Source organism: Aequorivita sp. 609, from assembly GCF_014212065.1.
Lineage (GTDB): Bacteria > Bacteroidota > Bacteroidia > Flavobacteriales > Flavobacteriaceae > Aequorivita > Aequorivita sinensis.
This window is the reverse complement of the sequence record NZ_JACJVM010000006.1, coordinates 358,342-376,039: the sequence shown is the minus strand read 5'-3', so window position 1 is coordinate 376,039 and position 17,698 is coordinate 358,342. Positions and strand designations below refer to the sequence as shown.

The 17,698-nt window shown below is 34.1% G+C and carries 18 protein-coding genes; 4 read left to right on the top strand and 14 right to left on the bottom strand.

The genetic code is table 11. The features are described 5' to 3' along the window. Positions 1-15: 15 nt before the first annotated feature. Positions 16-843: a DUF1853 family protein gene (locus H4O20_RS05140; RefSeq protein WP_139855082.1), complete on the top strand. Its 828-nt coding sequence runs from the start codon at positions 16-18 to the stop codon at positions 841-843. A gap of 35 nt (positions 844-878) precedes the next feature. On the opposite strand, the gene H4O20_RS05135 is transcribed toward H4O20_RS05140, so the two are convergent. The 9 genes from H4O20_RS05135 to H4O20_RS05095 form a co-directional block, all read right to left on the bottom strand. Further along, complete coding sequence (locus tag H4O20_RS05135) at positions 879-2,270, bottom strand: M20/M25/M40 family metallo-hydrolase (protein WP_139855081.1); 1,392 nt, start codon at positions 2,268-2,270, stop codon at positions 879-881. An 18-nt stretch (positions 2,271-2,288) separates the two neighbouring features. Continuing rightward, positions 2,289-3,167: a PPK2 family polyphosphate kinase gene (locus H4O20_RS05130; RefSeq protein ID WP_185098487.1), complete on the bottom strand. Its 879-nt coding sequence runs from the start codon at positions 3,165-3,167 to the stop codon at positions 2,289-2,291. Positions 3,168-3,238: 71 nt separating this feature from the next. Next, complete coding sequence (locus H4O20_RS05125; RefSeq protein WP_139855079.1) at positions 3,239-4,402, bottom strand: sigma-54 dependent transcriptional regulator; 1,164 nt, start codon at positions 4,400-4,402, stop codon at positions 3,239-3,241. 2 nt (positions 4,403-4,404) lie between these two features. After that, positions 4,405-5,325: a DUF6268 family outer membrane beta-barrel protein gene (locus H4O20_RS05120; RefSeq protein ID WP_139855078.1), complete on the bottom strand. Its 921-nt coding sequence runs from the start codon at positions 5,323-5,325 to the stop codon at positions 4,405-4,407. 7 nt (positions 5,326-5,332) lie between these two features. Beyond that, positions 5,333-6,256: a mechanosensitive ion channel family protein gene (locus H4O20_RS05115; RefSeq protein WP_139855077.1), complete on the bottom strand. Its 924-nt coding sequence runs from the start codon at positions 6,254-6,256 to the stop codon at positions 5,333-5,335. A gap of 5 nt (positions 6,257-6,261) precedes the next feature. Further along, the gene (locus H4O20_RS05110) at positions 6,262-7,569 is read right to left on the bottom strand and encodes an ABC transporter permease (protein WP_139855076.1); all 1,308 of its coding nucleotides are present in this window, start codon (positions 7,567-7,569) and stop codon (positions 6,262-6,264) included. Then, positions 7,570-8,502 carry an ABC transporter ATP-binding protein gene (locus H4O20_RS05105; protein ID WP_139855075.1) on the bottom strand — a complete coding sequence of 311 codons (933 nt, stop codon included), beginning with the start codon at positions 8,500-8,502 and terminating at the stop codon, positions 7,570-7,572. Between the two features lie 275 nt (positions 8,503-8,777). Then, entirely contained in the window at positions 8,778-9,893 is a 1,116-nt protein-coding gene (gene dnaJ, locus H4O20_RS05100) for a molecular chaperone DnaJ (RefSeq protein ID WP_139855074.1), read from the bottom strand. Between the two features lies 1 nt (position 9,894). Next, complete coding sequence (locus H4O20_RS05095; protein ID WP_139855073.1) at positions 9,895-10,443, bottom strand: nucleotide exchange factor GrpE; 549 nt, start codon at positions 10,441-10,443, stop codon at positions 9,895-9,897. Between the two features lie 154 nt (positions 10,444-10,597). Here H4O20_RS05095 and H4O20_RS05090 point away from each other — a divergent pair, with 154 nt between their 5' ends. Next, entirely contained in the window at positions 10,598-11,251 is a 654-nt protein-coding gene (locus H4O20_RS05090; protein ID WP_139855072.1) for a YceI family protein, read from the top strand. 59 nt (positions 11,252-11,310) lie between these two features. Here H4O20_RS05090 and H4O20_RS05085 read toward each other — a convergent pair whose 3' ends face one another. The 3 genes from H4O20_RS05085 to H4O20_RS05075 all read right to left on the bottom strand — a co-directional run bounded on the left by H4O20_RS05085 (position 11,311) and on the right by H4O20_RS05075 (position 13,565). Beyond that, positions 11,311-12,225 carry a TIGR01777 family oxidoreductase gene (locus H4O20_RS05085; protein ID WP_185098486.1) on the bottom strand — a complete coding sequence of 305 codons (915 nt, stop codon included), beginning with the start codon at positions 12,223-12,225 and terminating at the stop codon, positions 11,311-11,313. Between the two features lie 145 nt (positions 12,226-12,370). Next, positions 12,371-13,045, bottom strand: coding sequence for a tRNA (5-methylaminomethyl-2-thiouridine)(34)-methyltransferase MnmD (gene mnmD, locus H4O20_RS05080; RefSeq protein ID WP_185098485.1), 675 nt, complete (start codon positions 13,043-13,045; stop codon positions 12,371-12,373). Positions 13,046-13,049: 4 nt separating this feature from the next. Next, positions 13,050-13,565 carry a DUF4920 domain-containing protein gene (locus H4O20_RS05075; RefSeq protein ID WP_185098484.1) on the bottom strand — a complete coding sequence of 172 codons (516 nt, stop codon included), beginning with the start codon at positions 13,563-13,565 and terminating at the stop codon, positions 13,050-13,052. A 110-nt stretch (positions 13,566-13,675) separates the two neighbouring features. Between H4O20_RS05075 and H4O20_RS05070 the strand changes: the two genes are divergently transcribed. Continuing rightward, positions 13,676-14,746, top strand: coding sequence for a branched-chain amino acid aminotransferase (locus H4O20_RS05070; protein WP_139855068.1), 1,071 nt, complete (start codon positions 13,676-13,678; stop codon positions 14,744-14,746). Between the two features lie 100 nt (positions 14,747-14,846). On the opposite strand, the gene H4O20_RS05065 is transcribed toward H4O20_RS05070, so the two are convergent. Beyond that, positions 14,847-15,233: a nucleoside triphosphate pyrophosphohydrolase family protein gene (locus tag H4O20_RS05065; RefSeq protein WP_139855067.1), complete on the bottom strand. Its 387-nt coding sequence runs from the start codon at positions 15,231-15,233 to the stop codon at positions 14,847-14,849. Between the two features lie 142 nt (positions 15,234-15,375). Between H4O20_RS05065 and H4O20_RS05060 the strand changes: the two genes are divergently transcribed. Then, on the top strand, positions 15,376-15,564 hold the full coding sequence (locus H4O20_RS05060; RefSeq protein ID WP_139855066.1) for a hypothetical protein: 189 nt from the start codon (positions 15,376-15,378) through the stop codon (positions 15,562-15,564). A gap of 77 nt (positions 15,565-15,641) precedes the next feature. Here H4O20_RS05060 and H4O20_RS05055 read toward each other — a convergent pair whose 3' ends face one another. Next, positions 15,642-17,681 carry a dihydrofolate reductase gene (locus tag H4O20_RS05055; RefSeq protein ID WP_185098483.1) on the bottom strand — a complete coding sequence of 680 codons (2,040 nt, stop codon included), beginning with the start codon at positions 17,679-17,681 and terminating at the stop codon, positions 15,642-15,644. Positions 17,682-17,698: the final 17 nt, after the last annotated feature.

The window sequence follows — 17,698 nt, the reverse complement described above, 5'->3', positions numbered from 1 at the left end:
AAATACTTTTATCTTTTGAATCCAAAAGTGCCAAATATTTTAAACTTATTCCTTAAAGCTCCCGTTTTAAAAATTACCACGGAACAGTATCCTTTTTCTAATTTTGAGTTATTAGAGGAAAAAATTTCTGATAGTGAATTCAGTTTTCCAACAAATCTAGTTCTCGGTATGCAAGCCGAAGCTTGTTTTGAAGCAATTTTAAAGATGTCTAAAAAACATGAATTGCTGCTTGCAAACCTTCAAATTCATGCTTCGAATACTGTCAATAACCAAAAAGAAACTTTAGGCGAACTAGATTATATCGTTAAGGATTTAATTACAAAGGAAGTTAGTCATATAGAATTAGCCTGCAAGTTCTATTTATACGATAAAAACAACAGCACTTCAGAAGAAGAAAAATGGATTGGTCCGAATAGAAAAGATACACTTTACGACAAACTGGAAAAGGTAAAATTTAAGCAATTCCCGTTACTTCATAATCCTGAAACCATTCAAAGGTTAGAAGACCTAAATGTTGAATTTCCTACTTCCCAGAAATTATGCATAAAAGCATTTCTATTTCTTCCCAAGGAAATTAGCAGTGACTCATTCCCTAAAAATTACACTAGCTGTCTTGTTGGGCATTGGATAAAGCATCAGGATTTTAATAAGGAGGATAAAACTGCCAAGTACGCCATCCCAACAAAAAAAGAATGGCTCTTACCAATTGAAACTATTGAAGAATGGCATACGTTTTCAGAAATTGAGAAGCTGATAAATGAACAGGTTCAAAATAAAAAGTCACCTTTAATCTATAAAAAAACGCCCCATACAATGGAGCGTTTCTTTGTGGTTTGGTGGTAGCTATTTTTTAGTCATCACTACCAACTAAATTAAGTTTATTTAGCTCCGTAAGTATCCATTAGATACATCAAGCTTGCCATAGTTGCAGCACCGAGCTCTAGCTCCCGCTTATTAATTTTATCGAAAGTGTCATTTTCGGAATGGTGAATGTCGAAATATCTTTGCGAGTCTGGTTGTAGTCCAGCAAGAACATCTATATTTCCTTTCATTGGGCGAATATCTGCACCACTATAACCTTCGGTAAATAAATGAATAAAATAGGGTTCAAATAAAGGTGCCCAAGAGCGAATTTGTGCAACGTTAGCCGCATCAGTTTCAAGAGAAAAACCTCTTGGTGTAAACCCACCGCTATCACTTTCTATGGCAAAAACGTGTTTTTCATTTTTACTTTTAATTTCCTCAGCATATTTTTTACCTCCGCGTAAGCCATTTTCCTCATTCATAAACAACACAACGCGAATAGTATGTCTTGGTTTGTAGTTAAGCTTTTTAAACAAGCGTAACACTTCCATACTTTGCGTCACTCCTGCCCCATCATCGTGGGAGCCATCGCCATTATCCCAACTATCTAAATGTCCGCCCACAACCATATATCGATCTGGGTAAACACTACCTTTAATTTCACCAATTACGTTGTACGACAAAACATCGTCCCAAATCTTACAGTTTTGTTTAAAGTAAAATTTCAAATTTGGATCAAGTTTTAATAAACTGCTAAGTAATTCTGCTCCGTTTGTACTAATGGCAGCCGCTGGAATATATTTAGACTCAGGGGTCTTTCCATAGCTCATAGCACCAGTGTGAGGCGCGTCGTCCATTTTATGTGAAAGGGAACGAACAATTACCCCTACAGCTCCGTATTTTGCCGCGTGTTCGGCACCAGAAAAACGTTGATCTGATGCTCCACCATAAGCATAACCAGTATGGATAAACTCAGGATTCATCGGCCTATTAAAAAATACAATTTTCCCTTCGACCTTTTCTTTTCCCAAAGCTGCCAATTCGTCGAAGCTATGTACTTCAATAACTTCAGCTTTTAAACCTAGGTTTGGTGTTGGTATGGAGCCACCTAAAGCACTAATATGTGTTTCAGTTTTAATACCTGAACTTCCTTCAATATATGCGTATTCTTTAAAACCGCGAGTCCATTTTGGGACCATTACAGGCTGTAGCCAAACTTTGTCTAAACCAAGTTCGTTAAGTTGAGCTTCGGTGTATTTTACAGCGTATTCTGCTTCAACTGAACCAGAAAGTCTTCCACCAATTTCGTTGGACAAATAATCTAACCAATCGTAAGCTTTTCCGTCGGTTAAGGCAGTATTATACAGCTTCTTCAACATAATTGAATCCTTAGTAGGATTTTGTGAAATTGCTATAAATGAAAAAAGAAATGTAAGAATTAAAGTGGGGATAAAATTTATTTTCATTGTATTTTGTTGAGAGTATTAATCATTTTTAAGCCTTTCACGATATTCTGAAATTTTCGCCTTTATGTCATCATCCAATTCAGGCTCTTTAATATCAGTGTATTTTTGTAATTCTTGAAGCATTATTTCTGCAACAATATATCGTGCAGCTTTTTTATCATCTGAAGGAATTATATACCAAGGTGCTTTAGGTTTTGAAGTGCGATTAATCGCTTCTTCGTAATACTTTTGGTATTCATTCCAAAGTTCGCGCTCATCTAAATCACCTGGAGAGAACTTCCAGTTTTTATTAGGCTTGTTTAAACGACGTAATAGGCGATATTTTTGTTCTTCTTTTGAAAGATTTAAAAAGAATTTAAAAATAATAGTGCCATTTTCCTGAATGGTTTTTTCAAAATCATTTATTTGCTGAAAACGTTTGTCCCAAAACTCATCGGTGATATCATCCAAGCTATTTACATCTGGTAAATTTTCACCTAGAATATATTCTGGATGTACCCGTGTAACCAAAACGTTTTCGTAGTGGGTACGATTAAACACACCAAACTTTCCTCGTTCTGGTAGCGCTATATAATGACGCCATAAATAATCGTGGCGTTTCTCTAAAGAAGTAGGTGTCTTGAAACTGTGAACTACTACTCCACGAGCATTAAAATCTTTGAAAACCTCACGAATTAAGCTGTCTTTTCCAGCAGTATCCATTCCTTGAATACACACTAAAACACCATATTTCCCGTGAGCATAAAGTGTATCTTGAAGATCTCCAAGCTCCTTTCGAATTTTTTTCAATGCTTTCTTTAACTTCTTTTCTGAAGCATCTAAATCTACTTTTGTTTTTGTGTCTTTTATATGTATACTTTCAGAAACCTTAAAGTCTTCGATTTTTATGTCTTTCATATCTAATATTTTTAAAGAGAAGGACCTCAACCCTTCTACAATTACTATTTAAACACCGCTGTTAGCACTTCTTATTTACTAGCAAATAACTTTACATCCTCTTCGCTTATTTCTTTGCCACCAAGGATAATCAAACGCTCTACTACATTTCGTAACTCACGAATATTTCCTGTCCAATCAAATTCTTGTAATAACTCAATAGCTTTTTTTGAAAATTTTTTTTGAGCCGTTCCGTGATCTGTTGATATTTTTTCTGAAAAATACTCAACTAATAATGGAATATCGTCTCTTCTATCGTTTAATGAAGGAACTTTTATTAGAATAACCGCTAATCTGTGATATAAATCTTCACGAAAATTGCCTTCAGCTATTTCCTTTTTTAAGTCTTTATTGGTAGCAGCAATAACACGAACATCTACTTTTATATCTTTATCACTTCCCACTCTTTGAACTTTATTTTCTTGTAAAGCTCTTAGTACTTTAGCTTGGGCAGATAAACTCATATCTCCAACTTCATCTAGGAAAATAGTTCCTTTATTAGCAGCTTCAAATTTTCCTGCTCGATCTTTATTTGCAGATGTAAAAGCACCTTTAACGTGACCGAACAGCTCACTTTCTATCAATTCACTTGGAATGGCAGCACAGTTTACTTCTATCATTGGACCTTTATTTCTGTCGCTTTTTTGATGAAGCCAATGCGCAACAAGTTCTTTACCTGTTCCGTTGGGGCCTGTGATTAAAACGCGGGCTTCCGTTGGAGCCACTTTTTCAATCATATCCTTTATCTTCTCAATTTCTGGAGAATCCCCAACCATTTGATAGTTTTTAGACACCTTCTTTTTAAGACGAGTATTTTCAACTACCAACTCTTTTCGATCAAGAGCTATTCGTACAGTATTTAGTAAACGGTTTAAATCTGGTGGTTTTGAAATATAATCGAAAGCTCCTAATCGCATGGTATTAACAGCTGTATCAAGATCACCGTGTCCAGATATCATTACCATTGGTATTTCAGGCTTTATCTTTTTTACAGCTTCCAAAACCTCAACACCATCCATTTTTGGCATTTTGATATCACACAGCACAAGATCAAAATCTTCTTTTTTAATAATCTCCATTCCTGCAAGACCGTCTTCAGCTTCAAAAACTTCATAATCTTTATTCTCTTCAGTAAGAATTTTAACTAAAACTCTTCTGATTGCTGCTTCGTCTTCTATAATGAGTATTCTTGGCATTTTTAATATTTAAATTTTATTCCAGCCCTAAAATAAGGCGATTTTTCTGAATTAATCTGATATATCTTATCTCCATCACCATCTTCCAGTCTAAAGTTGTTATAAACCGAATGCGCGGCGTAAGTATAAAACACTAAGTGTTCTGTAAAAAAATGTTCGTAACCCAATCCTGTTAAAACTATAGTTGTTTGAATACTTTCTGCAACTTTTGTTCCTGAGCTTTGTATAGAAATGGGCACAAAATTCTGTTGTAAATTGGCATAATCGTTATCTAAAGTTGCAAACGCTTGAATTGCATCTTTATGACTATCATTTAAATAATGCCTGATATTTGTTTTAGGCACACCGATTGTAAAAGTCCAATTAGGATGAAATTCTTCATAATAATTCAAAATTGGCAGTGGCAACCATCTCCCTGGTGTCGTTGAATAAGTAAGTCCAGCAATTAATCTATATGGGTTTTTACCCTCTGGCACATCTTTTCGTTTATCATTTATAGCGTAAACTCCAACTTCATACGTAAAATCATCTGCTATTAAACTACCTTCAACGTCACTCTGAACTTTAGCCCCAACCTTCATTCCTAAGCGCCATTCGTCACTATACTTCCAAGTATATCCTAAGTAAAGATCCATACGTTTTACAGAACTAACTTGATTTGATCCAAATGCAAGTTTATCATTGTCATCCTTAATATTTACATCAAGATAACGATACTCTGCACCAACAACAAAAAAATCACTTCTACCCTTTTTCAAAGGAATTGGAGATTGTAACAAAACTCTATACCTCTGAATAGAATTATTCGATTTTGAAAGTGGTAAATTCAAAAACTCAACTCTAGCCAAATCGGTAGTTTGAGCTTTCACTCCCAAACCGATTAGTCCGATGAAGACAATTAACAAATTGAGCCTATAATTCATAAATGATTTATTCTTCTGAAGAAATCTTTAAATCTGTATTACTACTTGTTGTTCTTGCGAACATATGTATGTCACTTTGGGGATAAGGTATTGCAATCTTATTTTCTCTAAGCTTAGCGTCGATTTTAAATCGTAATTCGCTTTTTATTCTAGGTTCGGAAAAACTATCGTTAATAAAGAAATATACACCAAACTCAAGAGCCCATTCCCCAAAATCATTAAAAAAAACAAATGGTTTTGGATTCTTCAGAACTCCTTTTTGAGTAGACACTGCTTCAATTAATATTCGCTCAACTAATCTTGTGTCACTTCCAAAGGGAATTCTCACTTTAATAAACTCCCGCGTTGTTGTATGATTTTGAGTATAATTCTTAAAAGTATTAATTAAGAACTTGTGATTAGGAATAATTAATATTTTATCATCACGTGTTATAGCTCTGGTACTACGAAGTTTTATTTCTATAATCCTACAAACCTTATCTTCAACTTTAATAATGTCGCCAATTAAAAGCGACTTATCCATAATGATATAAATTCCTCCTATTATATCTTGAAAAAGCTCCTTTAAAGCTAACCCTAAACCAACTAATAAAGCAGCAGAAGCAGCGAGTATAGGAGTTATATTAAAGTTTGCTAAACTTAAAACCGTAAAAAAAACTATAATATATACGGCTGCTTTAAAATATTTAAACAAGCTGATAAATTTTTGCTTATCAGCTGAGTCCATTTGCCTAGTTATAAGCGAACGTGTAAATTTTAAAGCAAAATGAGTAGCTATATATGAAACTATAAGTAATAGCAATAATCCAATGGTGACTCCCACTTGGTTATCACCCTCACCAAAGTAGAATCCTAGATCCAAAAATCTCTTTATTGTACCTAGAACATCTTCTTTAACTACAGTTTCTATTTTAGTTACTTTGTTATTCACATCTATTAATACTTAAGCCATTTAAAAATTTCTTTATACGATGGTTTCTTTCCATACATCAAAATTCCTACGCGGTAAATTTTTGCAGCAAACCAAACCATCCCTATGAAAGTACCAAATAAAATTAATACTGAAACAACTTGTTGCCAAATTGGTACACCAAAAGGTATACGCATTAGCATCACTACAGGAGATGTAAAAGGAATATAAGAAAAAACTTGTGATACTGTACCATGTGGATTATCTATCACTGTAAAGAAACCTACGTAAACTGCTAAAATAAGAGGCATTAAAATAGGCATCATAAATTGTTGTGTATCGGTTTCGCTATCAACAGCAGCTCCAACAGCAGCGTATAATGAAGCATACAATAAGTAACCTCCAACAAAAAACAGAACAAACATTATAATAAGGTTTGTAATTGGCAGATTATTAATTTCTATTAAAATATCGTTTAAAACCTGCTGAGTCCCTCCGTCTATAGTACTTTCTATTGCTTGCTGAGAAGGTGAGCCAGCTGAAGGGTCTATTCCGAAAACTGATGTCACTACAGTCATTAATACCAAGATTAAAATCACCCAAATTAAAAACTGAGTAATTCCTGCAAGCGTGGTTCCAAATATCTTTCCTAACAATAATAAACGAGGTTTTACCGATGAAATTATAACTTCTATAACCCTACTTGTTTTTTCTTCAATAACACTTCGCATTATCATATTACCATAAATAATGATAAACATAAATAGCAGATAACCTGCCGCTCCACCGAAGATTAATTTTAAGCCTGAGCCAAGTTTTGACGTCTCCTCACCTTTAAAAGTTTCTTGATTTGCATTAATGTTAATACGAAGGTCTTTTATAACATCAGAATCCATTCCGGCTTCTTTTAACTTCAGCGTATTCACTTTACTTTCAAGCATTTTATTAATACTATTCATAAAAGGGAGTGACGGTGATTCTTCTGAAAAAAATGTAATTCCTTTTGAAATAGACTCTAAACTTTCTGAATCGGGAATATATAAAAGCCCATAAGTTTCATCGGTTTGAGCATCTTTTTTAGCTTCATCTAATGAAATATTTGGCAGTAATATATAATGCGTTTGTGCTGTGCTTTTAAATTCAGTTAAGAACAATCCACTCTCGTCCAAAACTGAAATCTTGCGAACTGTATCATTATTTAAATTAGACAAATAAGCAACTAGTGCAAAAATCCCAACAAATATAATGGGACTTAAAAAAGTCATAATAACAAACGACTTATTGCGGACCTTGGTAAGGTATTCTCTTTTTATTATTAATGGAAGATGATTCATTTATAATTGGTTGTTTTGGATGGTTTCAATAAAAATGTCGCTCGCTGAAGGAATTACCTCAACAAAGTGAGTTAATTGCCCTTGAGATGTAAGATAGTTCACAAACTCATTAGTAGATACCGAATCTGGCAACTTCACTTTATATTTAAGTTCCTCGTTTATACTTTTGAAGGTTGTTGGGAAAATTTCAAACTTCTCTTTTAAGGAAGCTGTTGTTGCTGCGTGATTAGGAGTTATTAATCCAATTTCAAAAATGTTGTTTTTATATTGTCTTTTAATATCCACTAGCTTTCCATCTAGAATTTTATTGGATTTATTAATTAACGCGATATGATCACACATTTCTTCTACCGATTCCATTCGGTGTGTAGAAAAAATTACAGTTGCTCCGTCATCGCGTAATTTTAATATTTCATCTTTAATTAGATTGGCGTTAATAGGATCAAAACCACTAAAAGGCTCATCAAATATCAACAATTTTGGGTTGTGTAGAACGGTAACCACAAATTGAATTTTTTGCGCCATACCTTTTGAAAGTTCTTGGATTTTTTTATCCCACCAATCACCGATATCTAGTCTATCAAACCAATATTTAAGTCTTTGTTTAGCTTCTTGTTTTGAAAGCCCTTTTAGTTGAGCCAAATACAATGCTTGCTCTCCTACTTTCATAGTTTTATACAAACCTCGTTCTTCAGGCAAATATCCTATATATCTTACATGGTCTGGTTTAAGTGGTTCGCCATCTAAAATTACCGAACCAGTATCTGGCATTGTAATTTGATTGATAATTCGAATTAAAGTTGTTTTTCCAGCTCCATTTGGCCCTAATAACCCAAAGATGCTTCCTTTTTCTACCTCAATAGACACATCGTTTAGCGCTGTGTAATCTCCGTAGTTTTTGGAAACATTATTAACTACTAAAAGTTTTTCCATAAAATTTATTTGTAAGGTGTAAATATATTGATTTGAGAGTCTAAGAGCACTTTTTGAAGCTAACTTTTAAGAAATTTTTAGACTCTAGTTTAATAGCAATTTTTGTAGACTAGTTTATACAATTATCTAGAAAACAATAATGCCCTAAATGCAAAACCCACCCAAAAACCTAAGCTTTTGGGTGGGAAAAAAATTGCTATGAAAAAGAAAAATTGCCGCCTCTTAGACGAAGCGACAATTCAAATATATACAAATTATTTTAATTTAACGTTTGTTTAAGAAAACATGTCTTTAACTTTTTCAAAAAATGACTTGTCTTCCTTTTCTGGGTTTGGTTCAAAATGTTGATCGTTAGCCATTTTTTCAAAAAATTCTCTTTGCTCTTTCGAAAGAGATTTTGGTGTCCAAACATTAACGTGAACTAGCAAATCACCAGTACCATAACCATTTATACTTGGTATACCTTTACTGCGGAGTCTTAAAATTTTTCCACTTTGTGTACCCGCTTCAATTTTAATTCTAACTTTTCCTGTTACAGTTTCTATTTCTTTAGAAGTTCCTAAAGCTGCATCAGAAAAACTTATATATAAATCGAAATGTAAGTTGTCTCCTTCACGTTGTAAGCTTGGATGAGGTTTTTCTTCAATAGCAACCAATAGATCGCCAGGAACTCCATTCCCCGGAGCATCGTTACCTTTTCCAGAAACTTTTAATTGCATTCCATCTACAACACCAGCTGGAATTTTAATTGAAACTGTTTCCTCGGTGACTAACATTCCGTCAGCATCTGAATTTGCAGGTTTCGAATCTACAATTTGCCCTAATCCTCCACAAGCACTACAAGGAGCTGAAGTTTGCATACGCCCCAAAATTGTATTTTGGATACGGGTAACTTGCCCTTGTCCATTACAAGTAGGACAAGTTTTATAAGTTGTTCCTTGTGCTAGTTTCTTGCGTTTTACTTTAATTTTCTTTTCTACACCAGTAGCAATCTCTTCTAAGGTAAGTTGTACACGAATACGTAAATTACTCCCTTTTACAGTTCTACGTCCGCCGCCACCAAAGCCACCGCCTCCGAAGCCACCTCCGAATGCGCCGCCAAAGATATCGCCAAACTGGCTGAATATGTCATCCATATTCATACCACCGCCACCGAAGCCACCACCGCCTTCAAAGGCTTGATGACCAAATTGGTCGTAACGTGAACGTTTGTTCGGGTCGCTAAGCACTTCGTAAGCTTCTGCAGATTTTTTAAACATTGCTTCCGCTTCATCATCCCCAGGATTTTTATCAGGGTGATATTGAATTGCTTTTTTACGATATGCCTTTTTTATTTCGGCAGTCGTTGCATTTTTTGAGATTCCTAATATTTCGTAATAATCTTCCTTCATATTATTGTCCTATAACCACTTTTGGGTAGCGGATAATTTTCTCACCTAAAGTGTATCCCTTTTCTACCACATCAATTATTTTTCCTTTTAATTTTTTGTCTGGAGCTGGAATCTGAGTAATTGCTTCGTGTGCTTCAGAATCAAAAGTGTCGCCCTGTTTAACCTCCATCATCTCTAATCCTTTAGAACGAAGAGTTTCACGCAGTTTATTATTGATAAGTTCTACACCCTTAAAGTGATCGTCTCCTATTTTTTCAATTTCTTTTAGCGCTCTTTCAAAATCGTCTAAAACCGGTAATAATGATATTATAACATCTTCACCTGCTGTTTTAAACATTTCTATGCGTTCGCGAGAGGTACGCTTTTTATAATTTTCAAATTCTGCGAAAAGACGCAAGTAGCGATCTTTTTCATTTTGAAGTTGATCTTGCAATTCGGCTAAAGGATCTGTTTCGTTTTCTTCAGCAATCTCCTGCTCATTATTCATTTGTTCATCTAAACCTACTTCTTCCTGAAATTCGGTTTCTTTGTTTTTATCATTTTTGCTCATAGCGAGAATTCTTTCAGTTTTTCAAGAGGGAGCAAAAGTACTGCCAATTGTTGTAAAATGTCAAAATGTCACAGCTTTTAATTTAATATTAATTTAAGATATTATGTTTCAATTAATATTACTTTTGCGCTCCAATAAATATTTAAAATAAACTATGAAATCAACAACCTTAAAAATTACATTACTAGCCTTTTTGGCAGCAGCAACATTTTCTTGTAAAAATGCTGAAAAAGAAACTGAAGTTGCAGTAGAAACTCCAGCAGAAGCAACTGAAGCAGCAGTAGAATACAACGTAGACCCAGCAGCTTCTGAAATTAAGTGGGAAGGTGAAAAGCCTACTACAAAACACTTCGGAACTATTTCACTTAACTCTGGTGTATTCCATTTAAACAATGGAGTTGTAGAAGCTGGAAAATTTGAAATAGACATGAACTCAATTAATGTTCAAGACTTAGAAGGTGAATACAAAGATAATTTAGAAGCTCACTTAAAAGGAACAGTTGAAGGTAAAGAAGGAGACTTTTTCAATATTAAAGAATATCCAACTGCTAAATTTGAGTTGACTGGTATCGAAAACAACGTAGTGAAAGGTAACTTAACTATTAAAGGTAAAACTAATGCTATTGAGTTTCCTGCAACTGTAACTACTGAAGGTGATAAAATGACGTTAAAGAGTGATGCTATTGAATTAGACAGAACAAAGTGGGGTATCAACTTTGGTTCTAAGTCTATTTTCGACAACCTAGGAGACAAATTTATTAGTGACATTATGAAAATTGAAGTTTCTTTGGTAGCTAATAAAGCTTAATCAAAAAAATTGTCATAAAACTAAAAAGAGGCCATTTTGGCCTCTTTTTTTATTTCGTATTATTCTTTCAAAACATCTTCTAGCGCATTGTCTAGATTATAATATTTAAATTGATATCCTAGCTTTTCTAATTTCTTAGAACTAACAAGCTGCCCTTCTAAAACTAATACAGACATTTCCCCCAGAACTAATTTCAACACAAATGCCGGTATGTTTGGCAACCAAAGAGGACTGTCAAGTTTTGAAGCTATCATTCTTGTCATTTTTTTATTCTGAACGGGATTTGGGGCTACAGCATTAAACTTTCCTTCTAACTGATTATTGAGTAAGAAAAGATAAATTGCTGCAATATCTTCTATATGTATCCAAGACTGCCATTGCTCGCCACTGCCTAATGGAGCACCAATACCTAATTTAATAGGTTTTATAATTTGGGGTAATGCACCTGCTCCTTTTGCCAAAACCATCCCTGTACGAACTTTGGTAACCTCCATCCCGGCATTTTTAAATTTTGCTGTGGCAGCTTCCCAAGAAGAAACAACATTTGCTAAAAATGAATCATCGGTAGCTTTATCTTCTTCAGTGTAAAGTTTTGTTTTGGAATTGGGGTAGATATTTATTCCACTAGCTGAAATAAAGTGGACTATATTGTGATCTATCTTTTGAAGTGTGTCATAAAGTAAGTTAATAGACGTTACCCTACTGTCGATAATAGTTTTTTTATAACTATCTGTCCACCTTTTTGCAATAGTTGCTCCTGCTAAATTTATTATAGCAGTAACACCTTCAAAAACTTTAGCATCTATTTCACCTTTTTTTGGGTTCCAATAAAACCCTTTGTAATTATCGGTATTTTCAATTTTTTCTTTACTTGTAGTAAGATAATGAACAGCGATCCCATTTTTGTGACATTGATTTACCAATTCACTTCCCACAAGTCCTGTAGCTCCAGTTATCAACACTTTCTTCTTCATAATTTTAAATTTATAAATTCAAAAAGAAACTACAAAGTGTCTTAACGGAAGATTGTGAAATAAGCATCGTAATGTGATTAATTGAAGTTCCTCAACTACTTTTTAATGATAAAAACAAAAATGCAGATTAGGAATTTTCTGACTTTTAAAGTTCCAGTTTTGTCGCTCTCATCATTTCTTTTTTTCCTGGAGGACCGGGAATTCGTTCAACAGAAAACCCAACAGCTTGCATTGCACGACGGGCATTTCCATTTGCGGCATAAGTTACTAATACTCCGTTTGGCTTTAAAGCATTGTACATCAGTTGAAAAATTTCTTCAGTCCATAAATCTGCTTGCACTCGAATTCCAAAAGCGTCGAAATAAATTAAGTCTATGTTACTTTCAAGAGTAATTTCTGAGAAGAACATTTTATTTTTTAGAAGGTGAAAATTATCTGAAATTGATGATTTTTCTTCCCAAGGAGTATTGTGCAGTGTTAAAAACCCTTCTTCTGAAGCATTTAACAGTTCTGGGTAATTTAAGGTTTCAATTTCAGAAACTTCTAAAGGATAAGCTTCAACGCCAGTGTAAGTAATATTGAAGTTGTGCTTTTCTGTTTCTAATAAAGTGAGAAATGCATTTAACCCTGTGCCAAAACCAATCTCTAATATAGAAATATCTTTAGATGAATTATTGTCAGTCCAATAATAAAGTCCTTCTTTTATAAAAACGTGAAGCGCTTCGGCTATGGCCCCATGCTTAGAATGGTATTGTTCATTCCATTCTGCTATATGCAAAGTGTAAGAGCCATCGCCTGTTTTAAGAATTGAACGTTTCAAAATACTATTCCTTTTCTACTTCTGGAATAAGTACACCATCAGCTTCAAAGGCTAGTGTTCTTTTTACTTCGGTAATGGCTGCTATTTCTTCTTTTGATTTCCCACCATCTTCTGCGTAGTGACGCTGGTCTTCAATACTCATCTCCTCTATATAAGCTTTTCCATTAACAATGATTTCTTGTCCTGTAATATCTTTCGGCATGAAAAAACCATAATCTTTAAAACGAACCATAGCTTCATCATTACCTAAGTCAAGATTCATCCAACATCCTTTTTTCTGGCATACATCTTTTACAGTTGTAGTAAATTTCACATTTATAGTATCTCCAGGTTTTAAAGCGTTGTATTTTTCAATCATTTCAGTCTTTGTCAATACACCTTCATCTGTGATTTCATCTCCAAAAGACTGATAATTTATCGCTACCTCTTCCACTTGAGAATTAGATGACTCCTCTTTTTGCTCATTTTTACAGCTAAAAACTGCAAATGAAATTGCGAGTACTAATAATATTTTTTTCATTTTTAAATAATTATTATATTATTGATTGTTATTGTATTGCAATTTTAAGGATTTTTTAAATTTTTAATGGTCTAAATTTTACCTATTTTTACCGAATAAATGAAAATTAAATGAATTCTTCTATTACTCCAAAATTAAACATACTTAAAACAGAAACTTCTAGAGTTAAAGAAGTTGATTTTGACAACCTTGTTTTTGGAAGCACATTTACCGATCACATGTTCGAATGCGATTTTAAAAACGGCGAATGGCAAAATCCAACAATTAGACCGTACGGTAATTTATCAATCTCACCTGGTGCCAAAGTCTTTCATTATGGCCAAGCCGTTTTTGAAGGAATGAAAGCCTATAAAGATGAAGATGGTAAAGTTTGGTTATTTAGACCACAACAAAATTTCGAGCGAATTAATAAATCGGCTAAGAGATTAGCGATTCCTGAATTTCCTCGTGATATTTTCTTTGAAGCTTTGACCACCCTTGTACGTATGGATAAAGAATGGATTCAACCAGGACTTGGAAACTCATTGTACATTCGTCCATTTGTAATGGCGACTCAAGTTGGAGTTTCTGCTTCACCATCAACCGAATATAAGTTTATGATTTTAGCAGCTCCCGCTCAAGCATATTATACTGGTGATGTAAGAGTTGTTATCGCCGACCATTATAGTCGTGCTGCAAACGGAGGTGTAGGTGCTGCAAAAGCTGCTGGAAACTACGGGGCACAATTTTACCCAACAAACCTGGCACGCGAAAAAGGATTCCACCAAGTAATTTGGACGGACGATAGTGAACATAAATATCTAGAAGAGGCAGGTACAATGAATGTTTTCTTTAGAGTGAATGACACCTTAATTACCGCTCCTGTAAGTGATAGAATTTTGGATGGAGTAACCCGAAAAAGTGTTATTGATATTGCAAAACACAATAATATAGATGTAGAAGTACGTCCTGTTTTAGTATCAGAAATTGTTGAAGCTGCAAAAGACGGAAGTTTAAAAGAAATTTTTGGCGCGGGAACTGCAGCAGTTATAAGCCCTGTAAGTGCTATTGGCCATAAAGAGAATGTTTACGAACTCACTAAACCTGAAGACAGCTACTCTGCTCGATTTAAGAAAGACTTAATGAGTATCCAACACAATATTACTGAAGATCCATTTGGCTGGAGGTTTGAGGTAAAGTAAAAAGAAACAAGAAATTAAAAGTGCCGGCCAGGTATTTAAATATAAAATCCAAATTCCAAAGGTTCTAACCATCTGGAATTTGGATTTTTCTTTTAATAATTTATTTTTCAAGTATCTCTTTAATTTTTGGCTGAAAATAACTCGGGCCTTTTAAAACCTTTCCATCTTCTCGGTAAATAGGTTTGCCATCTGCTCCTAACTTACTCATATTACTTCGTTGAATTTCGTCAAAAACCTCTTCGATTTTATGTTGCATACCATGCTCAATTATGGTTCCACATAAAATGTAAAGCATATCGCCCAAGGCATCTGCAACCTCAACTAAATCGTTATTATTTGCAGCTTCAAGGTACTCTTCATTTTCTTCTCGCATTAATTTGTAACGCAACAGATTTTTATTAATTCCAAGTTCAGCAGTTGGAGCGTCTTTCATACCAAGACCAAATGCTTTGTGAAATTCTGCTACTGCAGCTATTTTGTTTTTCATTGTATTTTTTTGAGGTTAGACTTCTTCAATTATTGAAAAAAGAATTAAAATACAGGTTTTCAGAATTTACATTGATTCTTGTGAATCCTGAATCTTGTTTGCACTTTAATCCTTACTTTTACAGCCATAAAACTACAAATTTATGTTCACAACTGGTCAATGGGTTTTTACTGCTTTGTTTTTTATTGTTTTCGTGATTATCATAGCTTTTAGCTATCGAAGCGATAAAAAACTTCATAAAAAATACTACAAAGGAAGTATTTGGGTGTTGATTGGTTTTATAGCTTTTGTATTACTCTTGGTTATGGTTAAAACATATTTTAAACCTTAAATTGAATTCAATTTATTTTAAAACAAAAAGCGCTTCGGGAATTCCGAAGCGCTTTTTTTATAAGTTGAAAACTAAAATTAGTTTACAGCAGGCAAATTACTATAGTTTTTTCCATAGTACAACATCTGCTCAGCAAATGTTTTTGGCTGCTCAATTGTAAAGCTTTCAATTTCGCCATTATCATTCATTTTTGGAACAATTACAGGATTTACAAAACCGCTATATGGCGCAGATGTAAACTGCTTGTTACGCTCTAAAATTTCTTTATGAAGGTCGTAATCTACTTTTACACCGTAAGTTTCAACAAGTTTTTCTACAGCTGCATAATCTCCTTCACTCTTAATTCTTTGAGTTTCTCTTAATAACTGACCGAATAAATCGTGTAATTTATCATAGTCGTTAATATTGTAATAAGTTTTGCCATCACGAGTAACTTTTTCAATTACATTGTCAGCTTTTCCTTTTTCGTAAACCCAAGAAGACACCCACTGACGGTTACGCATATGTGCTTGTACAACATCATCACCAAGGTTAAGACGAATTAACTGCGTCATCAAACCATTTCTGATATAGCCATCATAAGCAGCCATTCCCACTTTTTTCCAATCATCAACTAATCCTAACTCTTGTAATTTTGGAGTGTATAAATAGTATAATCCTACTAAATCCGCACGACCTTCTTCTAAAGTTGAAGCGTAATTCTTAAGTGTTTCTTTTGTTTCACCTACACCAGGATTTAATTGTCCTGAAGCGTGACCAATTACTTCGTGAAGTGCTGTGTGAAGTTTGTCAGCTACTTGTCCGTATTCTTTTTCTAATGCTAGCTCTTCGTCATCGTGAACAAATTCTTTTAATCTTCCTGAACTACCAGCGTTATTGTATGCTTCAATAATGTTACCCAATGAAACCGACTTACTTCCTACTGCTGCACGAATCCAGTTAGCATTTGGAAGGTTTACTCCAATTGGTGTACTTGGAGAAGCATCACCAGCTTCGCCTGCTACGTTTACTACTTTATAAGTAACACCTACAACATTTTTCTTTTTGTGCTCTTCCATCAATGTTGAGTTATCTTCAAACCATTGTGCGTTTTCAGAAAGTACAGCCATTTTTTCAGACATATCAAAATCTTTAATCTGTACAATGCTTTCGAAAGTACCTTTATACCCTACTGGATCCTGATAAACTTCAATAAAACTGTTGATGTAATCAATATTTCCTTCCGTAGCAGCTGTCCAAGCAACGTTGTAATCGTCCCAAGTTTGAAGGTCTCCTGTTTTGTAATATTCTATTAACAAACCAATAGCATCACCTTGAGCTTTATTTTCAGCTACACCTTGAGCCTTTTCAAGCCACTCGATAATTCTATCAATTGCCTCGCCATAAAGTCCGCCCGACTTATACACCAATTCTTTTACCTCACCATTCTCTTTAACTAGTTTTGAGTTAAGACCAAAAGACAATGGCTTTTGTGGATCTGGCGACTGCTTTTTTGAATAGAAATTTTCTACATCTTTAGTAGTAATATCAGCTCCGTAAAAGTTTACAGCGCTTTTAGCTATGTTATCAATTCCTTTAGACTGATCAACTTTTGTAGCGTCTTTATCATCAAAGATTACATCAAATGCTTCACCTTCTAAAGTAGTGTTTGTATCGCTTAATAACTGCTTAAGATAATCTGAAGAGAATTCAGGCTTAATCTTGTTACTTGCATAATGATGATGAATACCATTACTAAACCAAATTCTTTTTAAGTAGGTTTCTAAATTATTCCAGTCAGTAGAAGACTTATCACCCTCATAATTTTGATACACATTTTCTAATGCCTTTCTGATAGTAAGGTTGTGTCTATAATTCTGATCCCAGATTATATCTCTTCCCTCTAATCCTGCTTGAGTAAGGTAATAAACTAGTTTTTGTTCTTTCAAAGAAAGTTTTTCCCATCCTGGAATTTGGTAACGCAAAACTTTGATATCTGCAAATTGCTCTACTGAATAGTCAAAATCTTTATTTTCTTCAGTTTCTACTTGTGCAGTTGGTTTTTCATCTTTTTTCTCATTACAAGAAAAAAACAACAAACCACTCATTGCCATTGCAATAAATAAGGTTTTCTTCATTTTATTTAAATTTTTAT

Coding starts and splice junctions, on each gene's coding strand:
- H4O20_RS05130 (WP_185098487.1), bottom strand. CDS start 3,167: ATGAAAGACATAAAAATCGAAGACTTTAAGGTTTCTGAAAGTATACAT.
- H4O20_RS05110 (WP_139855076.1), bottom strand. CDS start 7,569: ATGAATCATCTTCCATTAATAATAAAAAGAGAATACCTTACCAAGGTC.
- H4O20_RS05075 (WP_185098484.1), bottom strand. CDS start 13,565: ATGAAAAAAATATTATTAGTACTCGCAATTTCATTTGCAGTTTTTAGC.
- H4O20_RS05120 (WP_139855078.1), bottom strand. CDS start 5,325: ATGAATTATAGGCTCAATTTGTTAATTGTCTTCATCGGACTAATCGGT.
- H4O20_RS05065 (WP_139855067.1), bottom strand. CDS start 15,233: ATGAAAAACAAAATAGCTGCAGTAGCAGAATTTCACAAAGCATTTGGT.
- H4O20_RS05055 (WP_185098483.1), bottom strand. CDS start 17,681: ATGAAGAAAACCTTATTTATTGCAATGGCAATGAGTGGTTTGTTGTTT.
- H4O20_RS05125 (WP_139855079.1), bottom strand. CDS start 4,402: ATGCCAAGAATACTCATTATAGAAGACGAAGCAGCAATCAGAAGAGTT.
- H4O20_RS05095 (WP_139855073.1), bottom strand. CDS start 10,443: ATGAGCAAAAATGATAAAAACAAAGAAACCGAATTTCAGGAAGAAGTA.
- dnaJ (WP_139855074.1), bottom strand. CDS start 9,893: ATGAAGGAAGATTATTACGAAATATTAGGAATCTCAAAAAATGCAACG.
- H4O20_RS05070 (WP_139855068.1), top strand. CDS start 13,676: ATGAATTCTTCTATTACTCCAAAATTAAACATACTTAAAACAGAAACT.
- H4O20_RS05085 (WP_185098486.1), bottom strand. CDS start 12,225: ATGAAGAAGAAAGTGTTGATAACTGGAGCTACAGGACTTGTGGGAAGT.
- H4O20_RS05060 (WP_139855066.1), top strand. CDS start 15,376: ATGTTCACAACTGGTCAATGGGTTTTTACTGCTTTGTTTTTTATTGTT.
- H4O20_RS05090 (WP_139855072.1), top strand. CDS start 10,598: ATGAAATCAACAACCTTAAAAATTACATTACTAGCCTTTTTGGCAGCA.
- H4O20_RS05135 (WP_139855081.1), bottom strand. CDS start 2,270: ATGAAAATAAATTTTATCCCCACTTTAATTCTTACATTTCTTTTTTCA.
- H4O20_RS05105 (WP_139855075.1), bottom strand. CDS start 8,502: ATGGAAAAACTTTTAGTAGTTAATAATGTTTCCAAAAACTACGGAGAT.